This window comes from Streptomyces sp. NPDC059866 (assembly GCF_042731325.1).
Lineage (GTDB): Bacteria > Actinomycetota > Actinomycetes > Streptomycetales > Streptomycetaceae > Streptomyces > Streptomyces flavusporus.
In genome coordinates, this window is the sequence record NZ_JBHWJT010000008.1 from 167329 (window position 1) to 184189 (window position 16861).

Below are 16861 nucleotides of genomic sequence, written 5' to 3' on the forward strand. Positions count from 1 at the left end.
TACGACCGGTTCGTCCCGTTCCACATGCCTTGCTGATGTGGGGCACACCACGTTTTCGATGAGCGGGTGGTGCAGGTGTCGGTCTGTGCGCCCCTTGAGACGAGGAAACCCCGGGTGGCGGTTGCCGCCCGGGGTCACGATTTCCCCAAGTCGCGTCAGCCGACCCGCTCTCCGTCTTCCTGGTCGTCGACATCATCCTCGGCGAGGTCCCATTCCGGCGAGTCCGGGTCGTAGTCGACCTGCTCACTGCTCCAGGAGGCCTGCTGGAGCTCGATCCCCGGCACCTCCCTGACCAGGTCGAACGGGTCCACAAGGTAGGCGAGGGCCTCCGCGGTGTCTTGCGTCACAGCGCTCTGCGCGTGCGTCCGTTCCTCGGCCGGCATGTCCGCGTCGCCGGAAATCCGCCGCAGCGCCGCCTGCGTCACGGCGTCGTTGTCGTCGACCTCAAGGACGAGTTCCACGCGAACCCGTACAAAACGTGATGTCTCTGGAGTGCTCATGCCTCGGAGAGTACGGCCCGTGGCCCCCGTGACTTTCCCGTGACCCGCGCCTTTCACTAACATCGCCCCACACGGCCAATTCGCCAGCATCACAAGGGGATCGATATTCCGTGTCATCCGCTCGTCGTCCGTTGCTGACCGCCACCGCCGCGGGCACCCTGCTCGGCGCCCTGTGGTTCGTTCCCTCCGCGAACGCGACCGCGGACGACCCTGCGCAGGAGCAGCCCACGGTGACGCAGACGACGCAGGCCAGAGCGGCGGCAACGACCACCGACACGACCGGCGTTCAGACCGACGGCACCCGGCTCGCCGACACCGGCAGCTTCGACAGCACCCCGTACGTCGTCGGCGGCACGCTCTGTCTGACCCTGGGCGCCGGGTTCGTGGTGTATTCGGTGCGCCGGGAACGACTCGGGTTCTGAAAAGGTTCGGAAAATCTGGCTTGACGTGTCCTTGACCTGAGCCTCATAGTCCGCTCATGAAGAGATCATCGAGGGCGCGCACAGGCGCCACGGTCGCCGTGAGCGTGCTGTCGCTCGCCCTCATCACCGGATGTGGCGGGGGGTCGGACAGTTCCGACGACTCCAAGGACACGGAGTCCTCCTCCTCGCCGGCTCAGGCCGCCAAGGCGCTCAGCGCGGCCGAGCTGGAGAAACTGCTGCTCGCTCAGGGCGAGGTCAAGGGCTACAAGGTCGCCTCCGGCGACGACACCCTGCCGAAGTCCAAGACCGAGGTGAAGACCGACAAGGCGGAGTGCGACCCGCTCGCCTGGGCCACCGCCGGTCTCGCCCCGGGTGACACGGACGCGAACGCCAGCAACACCGTCGCGGAGGACAAGGCGTCGACCGCCACCGCGCAGCCGGAGGACATCGCGGACGCCTTCAACGTCAACATGACGTTCGTCGGCCTCTCCTCGTACGAAGGCGACGGCGCCGAGAAGGCCATGAAGGCCGTGTCCGACGGCGTCTCGGCCTGCTCCGGCGGGTACGGACTCACCACCGGGGGCGAGGACTCGAAGGTCACCAAGGTCGCCTCGGTGAAGGGCTCCGGGCTGGGTGACGAGTCGGTGGCGTTCGCCGAGGACGTCGACATGGACGGCGAGGGCACGGCCACCTTCCACACCGAGGTGGTGCGCAAGGGCAACACCGTCGCCACGTTCTACACCGTGAACTTCGCCGCGCTCGGTACCGGCGAGGCGGCCGAGATCCCGGCGGCCGTGGTCGAGGCGCAGATCGCCAAGCTCAAGTAGTCTCCGGGGCCCTGCCGGTCGTACGGCAGGGCCCCTCAACCGTCCTACTGAAGCGGTCCGGTGACCGTCTCCACCGCGGCCAGCAGCCGCCCGTCCCGCACGAACGCGTCCGCCGCCGCGAGGTCGGGCGCCAGGAACCGGTCGGGACCGGGACCTTCGACCCCTGCCGCCCGTACGGCGTCGATGACGGCCTGGGACGCGGGCGCCGGGGCCAGGCCCTCGCGCAGTTCGATCGCGCGCGTGGCGGCGTACAGCTCGACGGCGACGACCCGCGTGAGGTTGTCGACGGCCGTACGCAGCTTGCGCGCCGCCGACCAGCCCATGGAGACATGGTCCTCCTGCATCGCGGAGGACGGTATCGAGTCCGCGGACGCCGGTACGGCGAGCCGCTTCATCTCGCTCACCAGCGCGGCCTGCGTGTACTGGGCGATCATGAGCCCGCTGTCCACCCCGGCGTCGTCGGCGAGGAACGGCGGCAGACCGTGGCTGCGGTTCTTGTCCAGCAGCCGGTCGGTGCGCCGCTCGGCGATGGAGGCCAGGTCGGCGGCGGCGACGGCGAGGAAGTCGAGGACGTAGGCGACCGGTGCGCCGTGGAAGTTGCCGTTGGATTCGACGCGTCCGTCGGGAAGTACGACGGGATTGTCGACGGCGGAGGCGAGTTCGCGCTCGGCGACCAGGCGGGCGTGCGCGATCGTGTCCCGTCCGGCGCCGGCCACCTGCGGAGCACAGCGCACGGAGTAGGCGTCCTGGACCCGGGGCGCGTCGTCCTGGTGATGGCCGGTCAGGCCCGAACCCTTCAGTACGGCCAGCATGTTGGCGGCGCTGGCGGCCTGGCCGGGGTGCGGGCGGATGGCGTGCAGCTCGGGAGCAAGGACCCGGTCGGTGCCGAGCAGGGCCTCCAGCGACAGGGCCGCGGTGACGTCGGCGGACTTGTAGAGGGTGTCCAGGTCGGCGAGGGCCATCAGCAGCATGCCGAGCATGCCGTCGGTGCCGTTGAGGAGGGCGAGGCCTTCCTTCTCGCGCAGCTCGACGGGCTGGATGCCGTGCGCGGCGAGGAGTTCGCCGGCGGGGCGTACGGTCCCGTCGGGTCCTTCCATGTCCCCCTCCCCCATCAGCGTCAGGGCGCAGTGGGACAGCGGGGCGAGGTCGCCGGAGCAGCCGAGGGAGCCGTACTCGTGCACGACCGGGGTGATACCGGCGTTGAGGACGTCCGCCATGGTCTGCGCGACCTCGGGCCGTACGCCGGTGTGTCCCGAGCAGACGGTCTTCAACCGCAGGAACATCAGGGCCCGTACGACCTCCCGCTCCACCCGCGGCCCCATGCCGGCGGCGTGCGAGCGGACGATGTTGCGCTGGAGCTGGGTGCGCAGTTCCTGGCCGATGTGCCGGGTCGCGAGGGCGCCGAAGCCGGTGGAGACGCCGTAGACCGGGTCGGGCTTGGCCGCCAGCGCCTCCACGATCCCGCGGGCCGCGGTGAGTGCGGCCACCGCCTCGCCGGAGAGCTCGACCCGGGCGCCGGCGCGCGCCACGGCGAGGACGTCGGACGCGGTGACACCCGACGTCCCCACCACCACAGTGTGCATATCCATATTCAGGAGCGTACGCAGTGAATTCGAAGATGTCACGGGTGGGTGCGCGATGCAGCCCTTACCGCTGTTGCCGCCGAGGTACGGCGTTGCTCACCGCCGGCCCCGGAAGCGGCGCCGCTCCGGAGTGTGCTCGTCGGTCGGCGCGTCGGCGAGGCGCACCACCGGGTCCTCGGGCCCCTCGCGCCCGGCGACGACCGCCCGGACGGCGCGAACCCCCTTGGCCTGGTACTGGGCGGCGTCCGCGAGCCGGAACAGCCGACGGGCGGAGCGCACCGGCCCGACCGGATCCTGGGTGGAGGCGACCCCGCAGGCGACACCGTCGCCCAGCTCCAACTCGGCGGCCCGGCGGCACAATTCGTCGGCCACCTTCACCACGTCGTCGGCGGGCGGCCCGACCGCGAGCAGACAGAACTCGTCGCCCCCGAGCCGGGCCGCGAGCGCACCGGGAAGCATGGCCCCGCACAGCGACAGCACGGAGCCGAACCGTTCCAGGAGCCGGTCGCCGACCGCGTGCCCCCGGGTGTCATTGACCCGCTTGAGCCCGTTGACGTCGCAGACGACCAGGCTGACGACGACGCCCTCCCGGCGGTGCCGTTCGATCGCCTCGTCCAGGCGCATGTCCACGGCACGACGGTTGGCGAGCCCGGTCAGGGAGTCGGTGAAGGCCAGCCGCCTGGCCTCCTCCAGCCGCTCGGTCTGTGCGATCCCGGCGGCCACCACGGCGGCCAGGACGGTGGCGAAATCGGCGTCGCCCCGGTCGAAGACGGGGGCACCGACCGGTCGCGCGACATACAGCTCGCCCCACGCCCGGCCGTGCAGGACGACCGGCGCGACGACGCAGCTGCTGCGGCCGCGGCGACGCAGGGCGGCGACCCGCTGGTGACAGTAACCGGCGCGGCCCGCCGTCGACCCCTCCGCGGTCTCGACCCAGGCGTCGGGCTCGCCGCCCCCGGCCCACTGCTCGTGCAGGAACTCCGTGATCTCGGCGAACTGGTGCACCGGGTAGGCCTCGCCCTCCGGGAACTCCTCCTCGTCCGGCGCCCGCTCCCCCACGTTGACCAGGACCCGAAGACGCCCGAGGTCCCGCTCCCACACCGACAGCGCGGCGAAGCTCGCGTCCAGCGCCCGGCACGCACCGAGCGCGGCGGCCCGCCACGACTCGCGCGGGGTGTGCGCCGCGGCCATCCCCTGCGCCAGCGCCACAACGGCCGCGAGGCGATTGTCCTCACCCATCACTCCAGGCTAGGGAGATTTATGGGGAAGCGGGAGGTTTGCGGGGCGGTGGGGTGACCGGTTTCCCACGTCAGCCCGCGGGCAGTCGTACGTCCGACGTAGCCCGCGGGCAGTCGTGCGTCCGGACGTAGTCCGCGGGCAGTCGTGCCGCTGGGGCGGCACGGGTGGGCGCGGGCGGCGCCCCGTAAGCGCCGGGCTGCGCAACCCACCCCACCGCAACGCAGGTCACCAAGCAACGCAGGCCCCCTCACTCCCCCGGCCACTCCGGCTTCCGCTTCTCGTTGAACGCCGCCACCCCCTCCGCCCGATCCCCGGAAAACGCCACCGACCGCCACGCCGCGTCCTCGATCTCCAGCCCGGCCCGCAGATCCAGCCCGTACCCCACCCGCAACGCCCGCTTCGCAGCCCGCAGCCCGACCGGCGAGTTCCCGGCGATCCGGGACGCCAGCACCAGCGCCTCCTCCCGGTCCCGCCCCTCGTCCACCAGAACGTCCACCAGCCCCAGCTCCCGCGCCTCGGCCGCCTCGACCCGCCGCGCGGTGAAGATCAGCTCGGCCGCCCGCGCGGCCCCCACTCGCCGGGGCAGCAGCTGCGTGCCGCCGCCACCCGGAATCACGCCCACGGACACCTCCGGCAGCCCGACGACGGCCGTGCGGTCGGCCACGATCACGTCGCACGACAGCGCCAGCTCGAAGCCGCCGCCGAGCGCGAAGCCGTGCACCGCAGCGACCGTCGGCACCGGCAGCTCGAGCACTCCGGTGTACGCACCACGCGCAACCGGACGCTGCCGCACCAGCTCGGCGTCGCTCAGGGAGTTGCGCTCCTTGAGGTCGGCGCCCACGCAGAACGCCCGCTCGTGCGTCGACGTCAGAACGACGACGCGTACGTCCCGGTCGTCGCCCAGCGCCGCGCACGCCGCGGCGACGGACCGCGCCATCTCGGTCGAGACGGCGTTCATGGCCTTGGGTCGGTCGAGGGCCAGCTCCGCGACATGCCCCTGCTCGTGCCGACGCACCAGCACGAACTCCCCGAACCGTTCCTCGCTCACGACACCCTCCCGGTTAACGACGGTTAACAGCACTCGCCCCGATCATCGCAGCCGCGCCCCTCCGGGGAAAGAGCGGGCGACCACGGCCCGACACCCGTTCGAGTGACATCAGGGCGACTCCCGCCCTGCCCCCCGCGGAAGCGCATAGCGTGCCCACCGCCGGGCTCATCGGGGGCGCATCGGGGGCGCAACGGCACCGGGGAGGAACCGCCATGACGACCGAGACGACGACGCACACCTCGGCGAGCAACAACCCGGTCGGCGCCGACCCGCACGGCGAGGACCCGGACGTCCGGCAGCAGAGCGCGCGCGGGCGGGGCAGGCACCGGCGTCCGCGCCCCCGTAAGGTCCTGTTCGCCGTCGGCGGGCTTGCGCTGGCCGCCGGTGCGCTGAGCCTCGTACGGATGACGTCGGAGTCCGGCGGCGACGGCCTCGGCACCGCACAGGCGGCTCCCGGCCGGGATCCGGTGACCGGCTCGGACCGGGCGGCGACCGCGGCCGCCACTGTCTCGGACGCCCCGGACACCGGCCCCTCGACCGGCGTTCCCCTCGGCGGGGCCGACGCGACGCCGAGCACCGGCACGGGACCGGCTCCGCTCCTGTCCGCCACCGCCTCGCCGACGCCCCCGGCCACCCCGCCCGTGGCTGAGGCCACGTCCAGCACCCCGTCCCCGCCCGGCAGCACGGAACCGCCCCGGCCGTCGTCGCCGCCGAGCTCCGCCCCGCAGCCCGCCCCGACACCCACACCCCCGCCCGGCAGCCCGTCCCCGGCACCACAGCCGGACCAGCCCGGACTGTGCGTGCCGATCATCGGCCTGTGCGTGGATGCGCTGAACGACTGAGCAGGGGCCTACGACGCCCCGTCCCGCCGGGTGAGCAGCCATGGCTCGACCACGCCGAGGCCACGCACCGGACGCTGCCACATCGGCTGGAGCGCGAAGCGGTACGTCGGCGGCTCCTCGCCCTCCTTCTCCGCGGCGGCCACAGCCTCGGCGGCCTCCGCCTCGGAAGCGGGAGCCTCACCGGTGCGGATCAGTTCCTCCGCGAACGCGCTGTCGACCAGGACGGCGTCACGCGGAGCTATCGACGTCAGCCGGGAGGCCAGGTTCACCGTCGTACCGAAGACATCGCCCATACGGGTGGTCACCGTGCCGAACGCTATGCCGACGCGCAGCTCCGGCATCGTCTCGTCGTTCGCCAGGGTCTCGATGAGCCGCAGCGCGATCTCCGCGGCGACGCCCGCGTCGTCGGCGGCGTAGAGCACCTCGTCGCCGAGGGTCTTGATGAGCCGCCCGCCGCGCGCGGCGACCAGGTCGGCGGACGTGGTCTCGAAGGCCTCGACGAGTTCGCCGAGTTCCTCCTCCTCCATACGGCGGGTCAGTCGCGTGAACCCCACGAGGTCCGCGAAGCCGACGGCGAGGCGGCGGTCGACCATCTCCTCGTCGTCCCCGGTCTGGATGACGCGGCCGGCCGAGGCGGCGAGCTGGCGCCGCCAGACGTAGACGAGGAACTCCTCCAGCTCGGGCAGGAGCAGCTCGATGATCGGGTACGTCACCTCGGTGCGGGTCATGCCGGGCTCGGGCGGCTCGGTCAGGCCCTCGAGGAAGGAGTCCATCTGCCACTCGGCCAGCCGGGCGGTGGTCTGTCCGGTGGAGCGGGCCACCTGCACGGCCATCGCCTCGCTCAGCAGCCCGGCCTCGACGAGACCGGCCAGCCGGCGCAGCGCGAGGACGTCCGCCTCGGTGAGTGCCTTGGCCTGCCCGATGTCGGCGAAGCCCATCGCCCGCCAGAAGCGGGACGCCAGTTCCATGGAGACGCCGGCGCTGCGAGCCGCCTGGAAGGGGGTGTAGCGCCGCTCGGCGCCGAGGATGAGCTGTTCCAGGCGCAGGGCGAGCGGATCCTCGCCGGAGTCGCCGGCATGGAGGTCCCCCCGCTCGAGCGAAGCCGAGAGCGGGGGCTGATCCACTCGGCCGTGCGCGCCCGTGCCGGAGCCCGTGTCGTCGACGGTCACGCCTGCTGCCCTTCCGATCTGCCGCGGTCAGGTATCGACCGGCCCCAACTTTACGTCAGCTGTGGGCCAGCTCACTCTTCGCGGGCCTGCGCGGCCTCTCCGTACTCCCCGGGCCGCACACCGGCGAACTCACGCCCGCCTCAGGTGGACGATGTCCCCGGCCCCCACCGGCTCCCGCACTCCCTCCTCCGTCGCCAGCACCAGCCGCCCGTCGCCGTCCACCGCAACCGCCTCTCCGGTGATCGACCGATCCCCCGGCAGTTCGGCACGCACCGCCCTTCCCAGCGTCGCGCACCCGGCCGCGTACGTCTCCTGCAGACCACAGGCCGCCGCATCGCCCCCGGCGGCCCGCCACCGTCCGTACCAGTCCTCCAGCGACCGCAGTACGGCCCTGAGCAGCGGATCCCGGTCCGTGCTCACCGCCCCGGCCAGCGCCAGCGAGCCCGCGGTCGGTACCGGCAGCTCCGCCTCGCGCAGGGTCACGTTGATGCCGACGCCGATGACCACGCCGTCGTCGCCCGCCCGTTCCGCGAGGATGCCGCCGGCCTTGCGCTCCTCGCCGCCGACGGTCACCAGGAGGTCGTTGGGCCACTTGAGTGCCGTGTCGACGCCTGCCGACCGGGACAGTCCCGTCGCCACGGCGACGCCGGTGAGCAGCGGCAGCCAGCCCCAACGGGCCACCGGGATCCCGGCCGGGCGCAGCAGCACGGAGAAGAACAGGCCGGAGCGGGCCGGCGCCGTCCACCGGCGGTCCAGCCGGCCCCGCGCGGCGGTCTGCTCCTCGGCGACCAGCACCGCCCCCTCCCCGGCCGTGCCCTCGACGGCACGGGCGACCAGGTCGGTGTTGGTGGAGCCGGTGCGCTGCACCACGTCCACCTCCGACCACAGGCCGCCCTCCCGCACCAGGGCGCGGCGCAGGGCCGCAGCGTTGAGGGGTGGCCGCTCCAGGTCGGACCACCGGCTGTTGTTCGGCTCTGCAGCATCGTGCGGCTTCATACAAGCCACCCTAGGTGTGGTAAACGCCGCACTGCCGATCCGTGGGCCCCGCACTACGCTACGGATGAGTAACCGTCCCCCCTTTTGAGCAGGCAGGGAGCCGCATCCCGATGTCCGAGCCGGAAGAGATCGACATTCACACCACCGCCGGGAAGCTCGCGGATCTCCAGCGCCGCATCCACGAGGCGACCCACGCCGGTTCGGAACGAGCCGTCGAAAAGCAGCACGCCAAGGGCAAGCTGACGGCCCGTGAGCGGATCGAGCTGCTGCTCGACGAGGAGTCCTTCGTCGAACTGGACGAGTTCGCCCGCCACCGCTCCACCAACTTCGGGCTGGAGAAGAACCGCCCGTACGGAGACGGTGTCGTCACCGGGTACGGGACCGTCGACGGGCGCCCGGTCGCCGTGTTCTCGCAGGACTTCACCGTGTTCGGCGGTGCGCTGGGCGAGGTCTACGGGCAGAAGATCGTCAAGGTGATGGACTTCGCGCTGAAGACCGGCTGCCCGGTCATCGGCATCAACGACTCCGGCGGCGCCCGCATCCAGGAGGGCGTCGCCTCGCTGGGCGCGTACGGCGAGATCTTCCGCCGCAACACGCACGCCTCCGGCGTCATCCCGCAGATCAGCCTGGTCGTCGGCCCGTGTGCGGGCGGCGCGGTCTACTCCCCGGCGATCACCGACTTCACCGTCATGGTCGACCAGACCTCGCACATGTTCATCACCGGCCCGGACGTCATCAAGACCGTGACCGGCGAGGACGTCGGCTTCGAGGAGCTGGGCGGCGCCCGCACCCACAACTCCGCCTCCGGCGTGGCCCACCACATGGCCGGGGACGAGAAGGACGCCATCGAGTACGTCAAGCAGCTGCTGAGCTACCTGCCGTCCAACAACCTCACCGAACCGCCGGCGTTCCCGGAGGAGGCGGACCTCACCGTCACGGACGAGGACCGCGAGCTGGATGTGCTCGTCCCGGACAGCGCCAACCAGCCGTACGACATGCACACGGTGCTCGAACACGTCCTGGACGACGCCGAGTTCTTCGAGACGCAGCCGCTGTTCGCGCCGAACATCGTCACCGGCTTCGGCCGTGTCGAGGGCCGCCCGGTCGGCATCGTCGCCAACCAGCCGATGCAGTTCGCCGGCTGCCTGGACATCAAGGCCAGCGAGAAGGCGGCCCGCTTCGTGCGCACCTGCGACGCCTTCAACGTGCCGGTGATCACCTTCGTCGACGTCCCCGGCTTCCTGCCCGGCGTCGGCCAGGAGCACGACGGCATCATCCGCCGCGGCGCCAAGCTGATCTACGCCTACGCCGAGGCGACCGTCCCGCTCATCACCGTCATCACCCGCAAGGCCTTCGGCGGCGCCTACGACGTCATGGGCTCCAAGCACCTGGGCGCCGACCTCAACCTCGCCTGGCCCACCGCCCAGATCGCCGTGATGGGCGCCCAGGGCGCGGTCAACATCCTGCACCGCCGCACCATCGCCGAGGCGGAGGAGTCAGGAGAAGGGGAGGCCACCCGGGCGCGGCTCATGCAGGAGTACGAGGACACCCTCCTCAACCCCTACATCGCCGCCGAGCGAGGCTACATCGACGCGGTGATCATGCCGTCCGACACCCGGAGCCACATCGTGCGCGGCCTGCGTCAGCTGCGCACCAAGCGGGAATCCCTGCCTCCGAAGAAGCACGGCAACATCCCCCTCTAGGCCCTGGGAGCAGAGATGACGATCAAGGTCGTACGGGGCAATCCGACCCCTGAGGAGCTTGCCGCCGCCCTGGCGGTGGTCCGGGCCCGCGCCGCGGCGGCATCCACCGTGCCGCCCGGCGCACCCGGTCCGAGGGACTCCTGGTCGGACCCGGCAAGGATCGCAGCACACCACCTGCCGCAGCCCGGCCCCACGGCATGGACCCGCACTTACTGGCCGGGCTGACCGCAGCCGGCCTGAGGGGCGCGGAGCCGCATCACTGTGCGGCTCCGCCGCGTGGGCGCACGGTACGGCAAACCCCGGGCGCCAACTTGAGTACGCGTACTCAGGCGCCCCGGCCCGGCCCGGCCACACGCTGGTGACATGCTGTGGTCCGACCCGGAGAACGAGCCGCCCGAGGAACTGCGTGAGACGCAGGAGATGGTGCGGCGACTGGGCGTTCTCGTGGCGCTGGCCATGGTGCTCGTGATGATCGTGATCGGGCTGGGATGAGCCGCCGTGGCGACGCCGTTACGCTGACCGCATGACTGATCAGCCGCGCCGCCGACTCGTCCTCGCCTCCCAGTCCCCCGCCCGGCTCGGACTGCTGCGCCAGGCCGGACTCGACCCCGAGATCATCGTGAGCGGCGTCGACGAGGACGCGGTCACCGCGCCGACCCCCGCCGAGCTGGCGCTCGCCCTCGCCGAGGCGAAGGCCTCCGTGGTGGCCGCCAAGCCCGAGGTCAAGGGCGCCCTGGTGATCGGCTGCGACTCGGTGCTCGAACTGGACGGCCAGGCCCTGGGCAAGCCCGCGGACGCCGAGGAGGCCACCGCACGCTGGAAGGCGATGCGCGGCCGGGCCGGGACGCTCCAGACCGGCCACTGCATCTACGACACGCTCAGCGGGCGGTACGTCTCCGCCACCGCCTCCACCGTCGTCCACTTCGGCGACCCCACCGACGAGGAGATCGCCGCGTACGTCGCCTCCGGCGAGCCGCTCTACGTCGCCGGGGCCTTCACCCTCGACGGCCGCTCGGCCCCGTTCATCGACGGCATCGACGGCGACCACGGCAACGTGATCGGCATCAGCCTGCCGCTGGTCCGCCGGCTGCTGGCCGAACTGGGCGTCGGGATCACGGAGTTGTGGGCGCAGGCGGAGGGGTGACCGGGGAGCCGTCGTCCCCCTTGCCACCCTCGGGCGCGGCATCGGCCGGCTCCGCCCGGGCGTCGTACGTCATGAGCAGCAGCACGACGAGCCCGAGCACGACCATCATGAACAGGAACGCCGTCCAGCCCACCAGCCCCCATGTGAACGCGCCCAGCAGACCGTGCACCACGGCGGCGCTGATCAGCAGGACCCGGCCGAGCCCGGCGGGGGCGCGGTCGCGCAGGGCGACCAGGAGCGCGACCAGGCCGCACAGGGCGAAGTAGAGACCGAAGACGATCCCGCCGATCTTCGAGGACACGGACATCATGTCCGGGTCGAGTCCCGCCAGGGACATGTCCTGCCGGTCGACCACGACCCCCAGGAACCAGTTCAGTGCCGCTACGCCGAGCGCCTCCACGAAGAGCACGACCGCCACGATCCACGCCACCGGCCTGCGCACCACCGGTCCCCACCCACTTCCCGAGCCGTCGAGCTGTCGAGCGTCATCCGATCAGTACTGCTGTTACCCCAAGTACGTTCGAGCCGTCATGAACGCTACTAACGGGTAAACCCCGGGACAAGGGTTCTGCCGAGAGCAAAGATGCGTTGGGCCATTCGTAGGGACTCGACAAAGAAACGGAGTGGGGCGCAGCACGCTCTCACAGAGACCTTGACCACATTGGAGGGCTAGGGTTTTCCGGAGGAATCCTGGGTACCGCCGTGCCACAAGGGATTTCGCGGGTCGAGCGAGCCTCGAATCACGCTCCGTGTGGGCAAGCTCACCATTGGGGACGGGTCGAAGTGCCGTGTCGGCAGTCCCTAAACTCGGCTTGTTTCAAGGAGGGAGCCTCATCGTGCGCAAGGTGCTCATCGCCAACCGTGGCGAAATCGCTGTCCGCGTTGCCCGGGCCTGCCGGGACGCCGGTATCGCGAGCGTGGCCGTCTACGCCGACCCGGACCGGGACGCTCTGCATGTCCGTGCCGCGGATGAGGCGTTCGCCCTGGGCGGTGACACCCCGGGCACCAGTTACCTCGACATCGAGAAGGTCCTGAAGGCCGCTCGGGAGTCCGGTGCGGACGCCATCCACCCGGGCTACGGCTTTCTCTCCGAGAACGCCGAGTTCGCGCAGGCGGTCCTGGACGCGGGCCTGATCTGGATCGGCCCGCCGCCGCAGGCGATCCGGGACCTGGGCGACAAGGTCGCCGCCCGGCACATCGCCCAGCGCGCCGGGGCCCCGCTGGTCGCCGGTACGCCGGACCCGGTGTCCGGCGCCGACGAGGTCGTCGCGTTCGCCGAGGAGAACGGCCTGCCGATCGCGATCAAGGCCGCCTTCGGTGGCGGTGGCCGCGGTCTGAAGGTCGCCCGGACCCTCGAAGAGGTGCCCGAGCTGTACGACTCCGCCGTGCGTGAGGCGGTGGCCGCGTTCGGGCGCGGCGAGTGCTTCGTCGAGCGCTACCTGGACAAGCCCCGGCACGTGGAGACGCAGTGCCTGGCCGACCAGCACGGCAACGTGGTCGTGGTGTCGACCCGTGACTGCTCGCTGCAGCGGCGGCACCAGAAGCTGGTCGAGGAGGCCCCGGCGCCGTTCCTGTCGGACCAGCAGGTCGCCGAGCTGTACCGGGCGTCGAAGGCCATCCTCAAGGAGGCCGGGTACGTCGGCGCGGGCACCGTGGAGTTCCTCGTCGGCAATGACGGCACGATCTCCTTCCTGGAGGTCAACACCCGTCTCCAGGTCGAGCACCCGGTCACCGAGGAGGTCACCGGCATCGACCTCGTCCGCGAGATGTTCCGCATCGCCGACGGTGAGGAGCTCGGCTACGACGACCCCGTCATCCGCGGCCACTCCTTCGAGTTCCGCATCAACGGCGAGGACCCCGGCCGTAACTTCCTGCCCGCCCCCGGCACGGTGACCACGTTCGCCCCGCCGTCGGGCCCCGGCGTGCGGCTGGACGCCGGTGTGGAGTCCGGCAGCGTGATCGGCCCGGCCTGGGACTCCCTGCTCGCCAAGCTGATCGTCACCGGTGCCACCCGTCAGCAGGCCCTGCAGCGGGCCGCCCGTGCGCTGGAGGAGTTCCAGGTGGAGGGCATGGCCACGGCCATCCCGTTCCACCGCGCGGTGGTCACGGACCCGGCGTTCGGCCCCGAACTCACCGGCTCCACCGAGCCGTTCACGGTCCACACCCGGTGGATCGAGACCGAGTTCGTCAACGAGATCAAGCCCTTCACGGCCCCCGCCGCCGGAGAGGCGGAGGAGGAGCCGGGCCGCGAGACGGTCGTCGTCGAGGTCGGCGGCAAGCGTCTGGAGGTCTCCCTGCCGTCCTCCCTCGGCATGTCCCTGGCCCGCACCGGCCTCGCCGCCGGCGCCAAGCCCAAGCGACGCGCCGCGAAGAAGTCCGGCCCCGTGGCCTCCGGCGACACCCTCGCCTCGCCCATGCAGGGCACCATCGTCAAGATCGCCGTCGAGGAGGGCCAGGAGGTCAAGGAAGGCGACCTGGTCGTCGTCCTGGAGGCGATGAAGATGGAGCAGCCCCTCAACGCCCACAAGTCCGGCACCATCAAGGGCCTGAGCGCGGAGGTCGGCGCGTCGGTCACGTCCGGCGCGGCGATCTGCGAGATCAAGGACTGACCGGCTGACACCGGATCGGCGCGTCGGCCAGGTGCGGCGCGTCGATCCGCGGACCGAGGACCGACACCGCTGACACCGGATCGGCGCGTCGGTCTCGTCCGGCGCGGCGAACCGCGGATCCGAGGACACAGCCGCCGGCGGGCCTTCCCGCCGGCGGTTCAGCGTCGCCGTAGGTCCGCCACCCGTGCCCGGTCCGTCCCCGGTGTCTGGTCGCCCAGGACCGCGGCCGTGCGAAGGGTGGGGCCGCCCGGGACCTGGCCGCGGCGCGGGCCCGGGAGAGGTACGTCCCGGCGCTGCTGACGCGCCGGGGCGGCATCACCCCCCGCGCTTCCGTTTCCCGACGTGCCCGTCCCCGCCACGGCGATCTGGACGCCCTGGTCGGCCAGGGCCTGCAGCTCGGTGGCCGCGCGGTCGTCGTGCGGCGGGGGCTCGTCCGTCACCAGGCGGGTGATCACGTCGGTCGGGACCGTCTGGAACATCGTGTCCGTGCCGAGCTTGGTGTGGTCCGCGAGGACCACGACCTCCGCGGCGGCCTGGACGAGCGCGCGGTCGACGGACGCCGAGAGCATGTTGGACGTGGACAGACCGCGTTCGGCGGTCAGCCCGCTCCCGGAGAGGAAGGCCCTCGACACCCGCAGCCCCTGGAGGGACTGCTCGGCGCCGGAGCCGACGAGGGCGTAGTTGGAACCGCGGAGTGTCCCACCCGTCATCACGACCTCCACCCGGTTGGCGTGGGCCAACGCCTGGGCCACCAGGAGGGAGTTGGTGACGACGGTCAGGCCGGGCACCCGCGCGAGCCGGCGGGCCAGCTCCTGCGTGGTCGTACCCGCCCCGACGACGATGGCCTCGCCCTCTTCGACCAGGCCCGCGGCGAGGTCGGCGATGGCCGTCTTCTCGGCGGTCGCGAGATGTGACTTCTGCGGAAAGCCGGACTCCCGCGTGAATCCGCCCGGCAGTACCGCACCGCCGTGCCGGCGGTCGAGGAGTCCTTCTGCCTCCAGTGCGCGCACGTCCCGCCGTACGGTCACTTCGGAGGTCTGGACGACGCGGGCGAGCTCACGGAGCGACACGGCTCCGTTGGCACGCACCATTTCGAGGATCAACTGGCGACGTTCTGCAGCGAACACGAAACTGACAGTAACCCCAACGACCGTCTGCTTTCAGCAGTTTGCGCCGAATAACAGAAGTTGTTCGCACACAGCAGCGGGAAGTGGTATAGGGGCGTACTCCCGTTGCCTATGCCGTCCGCATGGTCGGCAACTCCCCGTGACCAGCGGGGAGTCGGTTTCGGCCGTCAGCTCTCGGCGGTCGCCTTGCGGGTGTGGAGCTGGCGCGCCACCTCGGCGATCGACCCCGAAAGGGAGGGGTACACGGTGAACGCGTTCGCGATCTGTTCGACCGTCAGATTGTTGTCGACGGCGATCGAGATGGGGTGGATCAGTTCCGAGGCGCGCGGCGACACGACCACACCGCCGACCACGATCCCGGTCCCCGGCCGGCAGAAGATCTTGACGAAGCCGTCCCGGATGCCCTGCATCTTGGCCCGCGGGTTGCGCAGCAGCGGCAGCTTCACGACCCGGGCGTCGATGATGCCGCCGTCCACGTCGGCCTGGGTGTAGCCGACGGTGGCGATCTCGGGGTCGGTGAAGACGTTCGAGGAGACCGTCTTGAGGTCGAGCGGGGCCACCGTCTCACCGAGGAAGTGGTACATGGCGATACGGCCCTGCATGGCGGCGACCGACGCGAGGGCGAAGACACCGGTCACGTCACCGGCCGCGTACACGCCCGGAGCGGTCGTCCGGGAGACCTTGTCGGTCCAGATGTGCCCGGAGTCGCGCAGCTTGACGCCCGCCTCCTCCAGACCCATGCCCGCGGAGTTGGGGACGGCACCGACGGCCATCAGACAGTGCGAGCCGGAGATGACCCGCCCGTCGGCGAGGGTGACCTCGACCCGGTCGCCGACCCGCTTGGCGGCGGCGGCGCGGGAGCGGGCCATGACGTTCATGCCGCGGCGCCGGAAGACGTCCTCCAGCACGCCGGCCGCGTCCGGGTCCTCGCCGGGCAGCACCCGGTCGCGGGAGGAGACGAGGGTGACCTTGGAGCCCAGGGCCTGGTAGGCGCCGGCGAACTCGGCGCCGGTGACACCGGAGCCGACCACGATGAGCTCCTCGGGCAGCTCGTCGAGGTCGTAGACCTGGGTCCAGTTGAGGATGCGCTCACCGTCCGGCCTGGCGTCGGGCAGCTCGCGCGGGTGACCGCCGGTGGCGATGAGGACGGCGTCGGCGGTGAGGGTCTCCTCGGTGCCGTCGGCGGCGCGTACGACGACCTTGCGCGAGCCGTCGAGGGCCTGCATGCCCTCCAGCCGGCCGCGCCCGCGCATCACCCGCGCGCCCGCACGCGTCACCGACGCGGTGATGTCGTGGGACTGGGCGAGCGCGAGCCGCTTGACCCGTCGGTTGACCTTGCCCAGGTCGACGCCGATGATGCGGGCGGTCATCTCCTCGGGCGGAGTGTCGTCCGCGACGATGATGCCCAGCTCCTCGTAGGAGGAGTCGAAGTTGGTCATCACCTCGGCCGTGGCGATGAGGGTCTTGGACGGCACGCAGTCGGTCAGTACCGACGCCCCGCCCAGACCGTCGCAGTCGACGACGGTCACCTCCGCACCGAGTTGTGCGGCGACCAGCGCCGCTTCGTATCCGCCGGGTCCGCCACCGATGATCACGATCCGAGTCACGTACTCCATTGTCCCGCACCCTTCAACGTGCGACCGCCCCGGGGC

17 protein-coding genes are annotated in these 16861 nt (G+C 71.5%); 8 read left to right on the forward strand and 9 right to left on the reverse strand.

Features of this window, described 5'->3' with window-relative positions:
* Positions 1 to 155: 155 nt before the first annotated feature.
* Positions 156 to 500, reverse strand: coding sequence for a hypothetical protein (locus tag ACFV7R_RS14715; RefSeq protein WP_385263580.1), 345 nt, complete (start codon positions 498 to 500; stop codon positions 156 to 158).
* 110 nt (positions 501 to 610) lie between these two features.
* On the opposite strand from ACFV7R_RS14715, the gene ACFV7R_RS14720 reads away from it, so the two are divergent.
* Together ACFV7R_RS14720 and ACFV7R_RS14725 are read left to right on the forward strand one after the other, a co-directional pair.
* Positions 611 to 922, forward strand: coding sequence for a hypothetical protein (locus ACFV7R_RS14720; RefSeq protein WP_224738497.1), 312 nt, complete (start codon positions 611 to 613; stop codon positions 920 to 922).
* A gap of 56 nt (positions 923 to 978) precedes the next feature.
* A complete protein-coding gene (locus ACFV7R_RS14725; protein ID WP_385263582.1) occupies positions 979 to 1749 on the forward strand; it encodes a hypothetical protein in 771 nt (256 codons plus the stop codon).
* 44 nt (positions 1750 to 1793) lie between these two features.
* Here ACFV7R_RS14725 and hutH read toward each other — a convergent pair whose 3' ends face one another.
* The 3 genes from hutH to ACFV7R_RS14740 form a co-directional block, all read right to left on the reverse strand.
* Positions 1794 to 3332 (reverse strand): histidine ammonia-lyase, encoded by a 1539-nt coding sequence (gene hutH, locus ACFV7R_RS14730; RefSeq protein WP_385263794.1) that lies wholly within the window; start codon positions 3330 to 3332, stop codon positions 1794 to 1796.
* A gap of 96 nt (positions 3333 to 3428) precedes the next feature.
* Entirely contained in the window at positions 3429 to 4571 is a 1143-nt protein-coding gene (locus tag ACFV7R_RS14735) for a diguanylate cyclase domain-containing protein (RefSeq protein WP_385263583.1), read from the reverse strand.
* Positions 4572 to 4818: 247 nt separating this feature from the next.
* Positions 4819 to 5619 carry an enoyl-CoA hydratase/isomerase family protein gene (locus ACFV7R_RS14740; protein WP_385263585.1) on the reverse strand — a complete coding sequence of 267 codons (801 nt, stop codon included), beginning with the start codon at positions 5617 to 5619 and terminating at the stop codon, positions 4819 to 4821.
* A 212-nt stretch (positions 5620 to 5831) separates the two neighbouring features.
* Between ACFV7R_RS14740 and ACFV7R_RS14745 the strand changes: the two genes are divergently transcribed.
* Positions 5832 to 6461: a hypothetical protein gene (locus ACFV7R_RS14745; protein WP_385263587.1), complete on the forward strand. Its 630-nt coding sequence runs from the start codon at positions 5832 to 5834 to the stop codon at positions 6459 to 6461.
* 8 nt (positions 6462 to 6469) lie between these two features.
* On the opposite strand, the gene ACFV7R_RS14750 is transcribed toward ACFV7R_RS14745, so the two are convergent.
* Together ACFV7R_RS14750 and ACFV7R_RS14755 are read right to left on the reverse strand one after the other, a co-directional pair.
* Positions 6470 to 7630 (reverse strand): adenylate/guanylate cyclase domain-containing protein, encoded by a 1161-nt coding sequence (locus ACFV7R_RS14750; protein WP_385263589.1) that lies wholly within the window; start codon positions 7628 to 7630, stop codon positions 6470 to 6472.
* A 129-nt stretch (positions 7631 to 7759) separates the two neighbouring features.
* Positions 7760 to 8626, reverse strand: a complete 867-nt coding sequence (locus ACFV7R_RS14755; protein ID WP_385263590.1) for a biotin--[acetyl-CoA-carboxylase] ligase — start codon at positions 8624 to 8626, stop codon at positions 7760 to 7762.
* Between the two features lie 110 nt (positions 8627 to 8736).
* On the opposite strand from ACFV7R_RS14755, the gene ACFV7R_RS14760 reads away from it, so the two are divergent.
* From ACFV7R_RS14760 to ACFV7R_RS14775, 4 genes are all read left to right on the forward strand, one after another.
* On the forward strand, positions 8737 to 10329 hold the full coding sequence (locus ACFV7R_RS14760; RefSeq protein WP_385263592.1) for an acyl-CoA carboxylase subunit beta: 1593 nt from the start codon (positions 8737 to 8739) through the stop codon (positions 10327 to 10329).
* A 15-nt stretch (positions 10330 to 10344) separates the two neighbouring features.
* Entirely contained in the window at positions 10345 to 10554 is a 210-nt protein-coding gene (locus ACFV7R_RS14765; RefSeq protein WP_129802020.1) for an acyl-CoA carboxylase epsilon subunit, read from the forward strand.
* A gap of 138 nt (positions 10555 to 10692) precedes the next feature.
* Positions 10693 to 10821, forward strand: a complete 129-nt coding sequence (gene mmpB, locus ACFV7R_RS14770; RefSeq protein WP_129802019.1) for a morphogenic membrane protein MmpB — start codon at positions 10693 to 10695, stop codon at positions 10819 to 10821.
* Positions 10822 to 10852: 31 nt separating this feature from the next.
* The gene (locus ACFV7R_RS14775; RefSeq protein ID WP_385263593.1) at positions 10853 to 11473 is read left to right on the forward strand and encodes a Maf family protein; all 621 of its coding nucleotides are present in this window, start codon (positions 10853 to 10855) and stop codon (positions 11471 to 11473) included.
* Here the strand turns inward: ACFV7R_RS14775 and ACFV7R_RS14780 are convergent.
* Positions 11442 to 11918 carry a hypothetical protein gene (locus ACFV7R_RS14780; protein ID WP_385263595.1) on the reverse strand — a complete coding sequence of 159 codons (477 nt, stop codon included), beginning with the start codon at positions 11916 to 11918 and terminating at the stop codon, positions 11442 to 11444. The two genes, ACFV7R_RS14775 and ACFV7R_RS14780, sit on opposite strands and share 32 nt — an antisense overlap.
* 391 nt (positions 11919 to 12309) lie before the next feature.
* On the opposite strand from ACFV7R_RS14780, the gene ACFV7R_RS14785 reads away from it, so the two are divergent.
* Positions 12310 to 14082 (forward strand): acetyl/propionyl/methylcrotonyl-CoA carboxylase subunit alpha, encoded by a 1773-nt coding sequence (locus tag ACFV7R_RS14785; RefSeq protein WP_385263597.1) that lies wholly within the window; start codon positions 12310 to 12312, stop codon positions 14080 to 14082.
* Between the two features lie 158 nt (positions 14083 to 14240).
* Here the strand turns inward: ACFV7R_RS14785 and ACFV7R_RS14790 are convergent, their stop codons facing one another.
* Positions 14241 to 15209, reverse strand: coding sequence for a DeoR/GlpR family DNA-binding transcription regulator (locus ACFV7R_RS14790; RefSeq protein WP_385263598.1), 969 nt, complete (start codon positions 15207 to 15209; stop codon positions 14241 to 14243).
* Between the two features lie 167 nt (positions 15210 to 15376).
* Entirely contained in the window at positions 15377 to 16825 is a 1449-nt protein-coding gene (locus tag ACFV7R_RS14795) for an NAD(P)H-quinone dehydrogenase (RefSeq protein ID WP_385263599.1), read from the reverse strand.
* Positions 16826 to 16861: the final 36 nt, after the last annotated feature.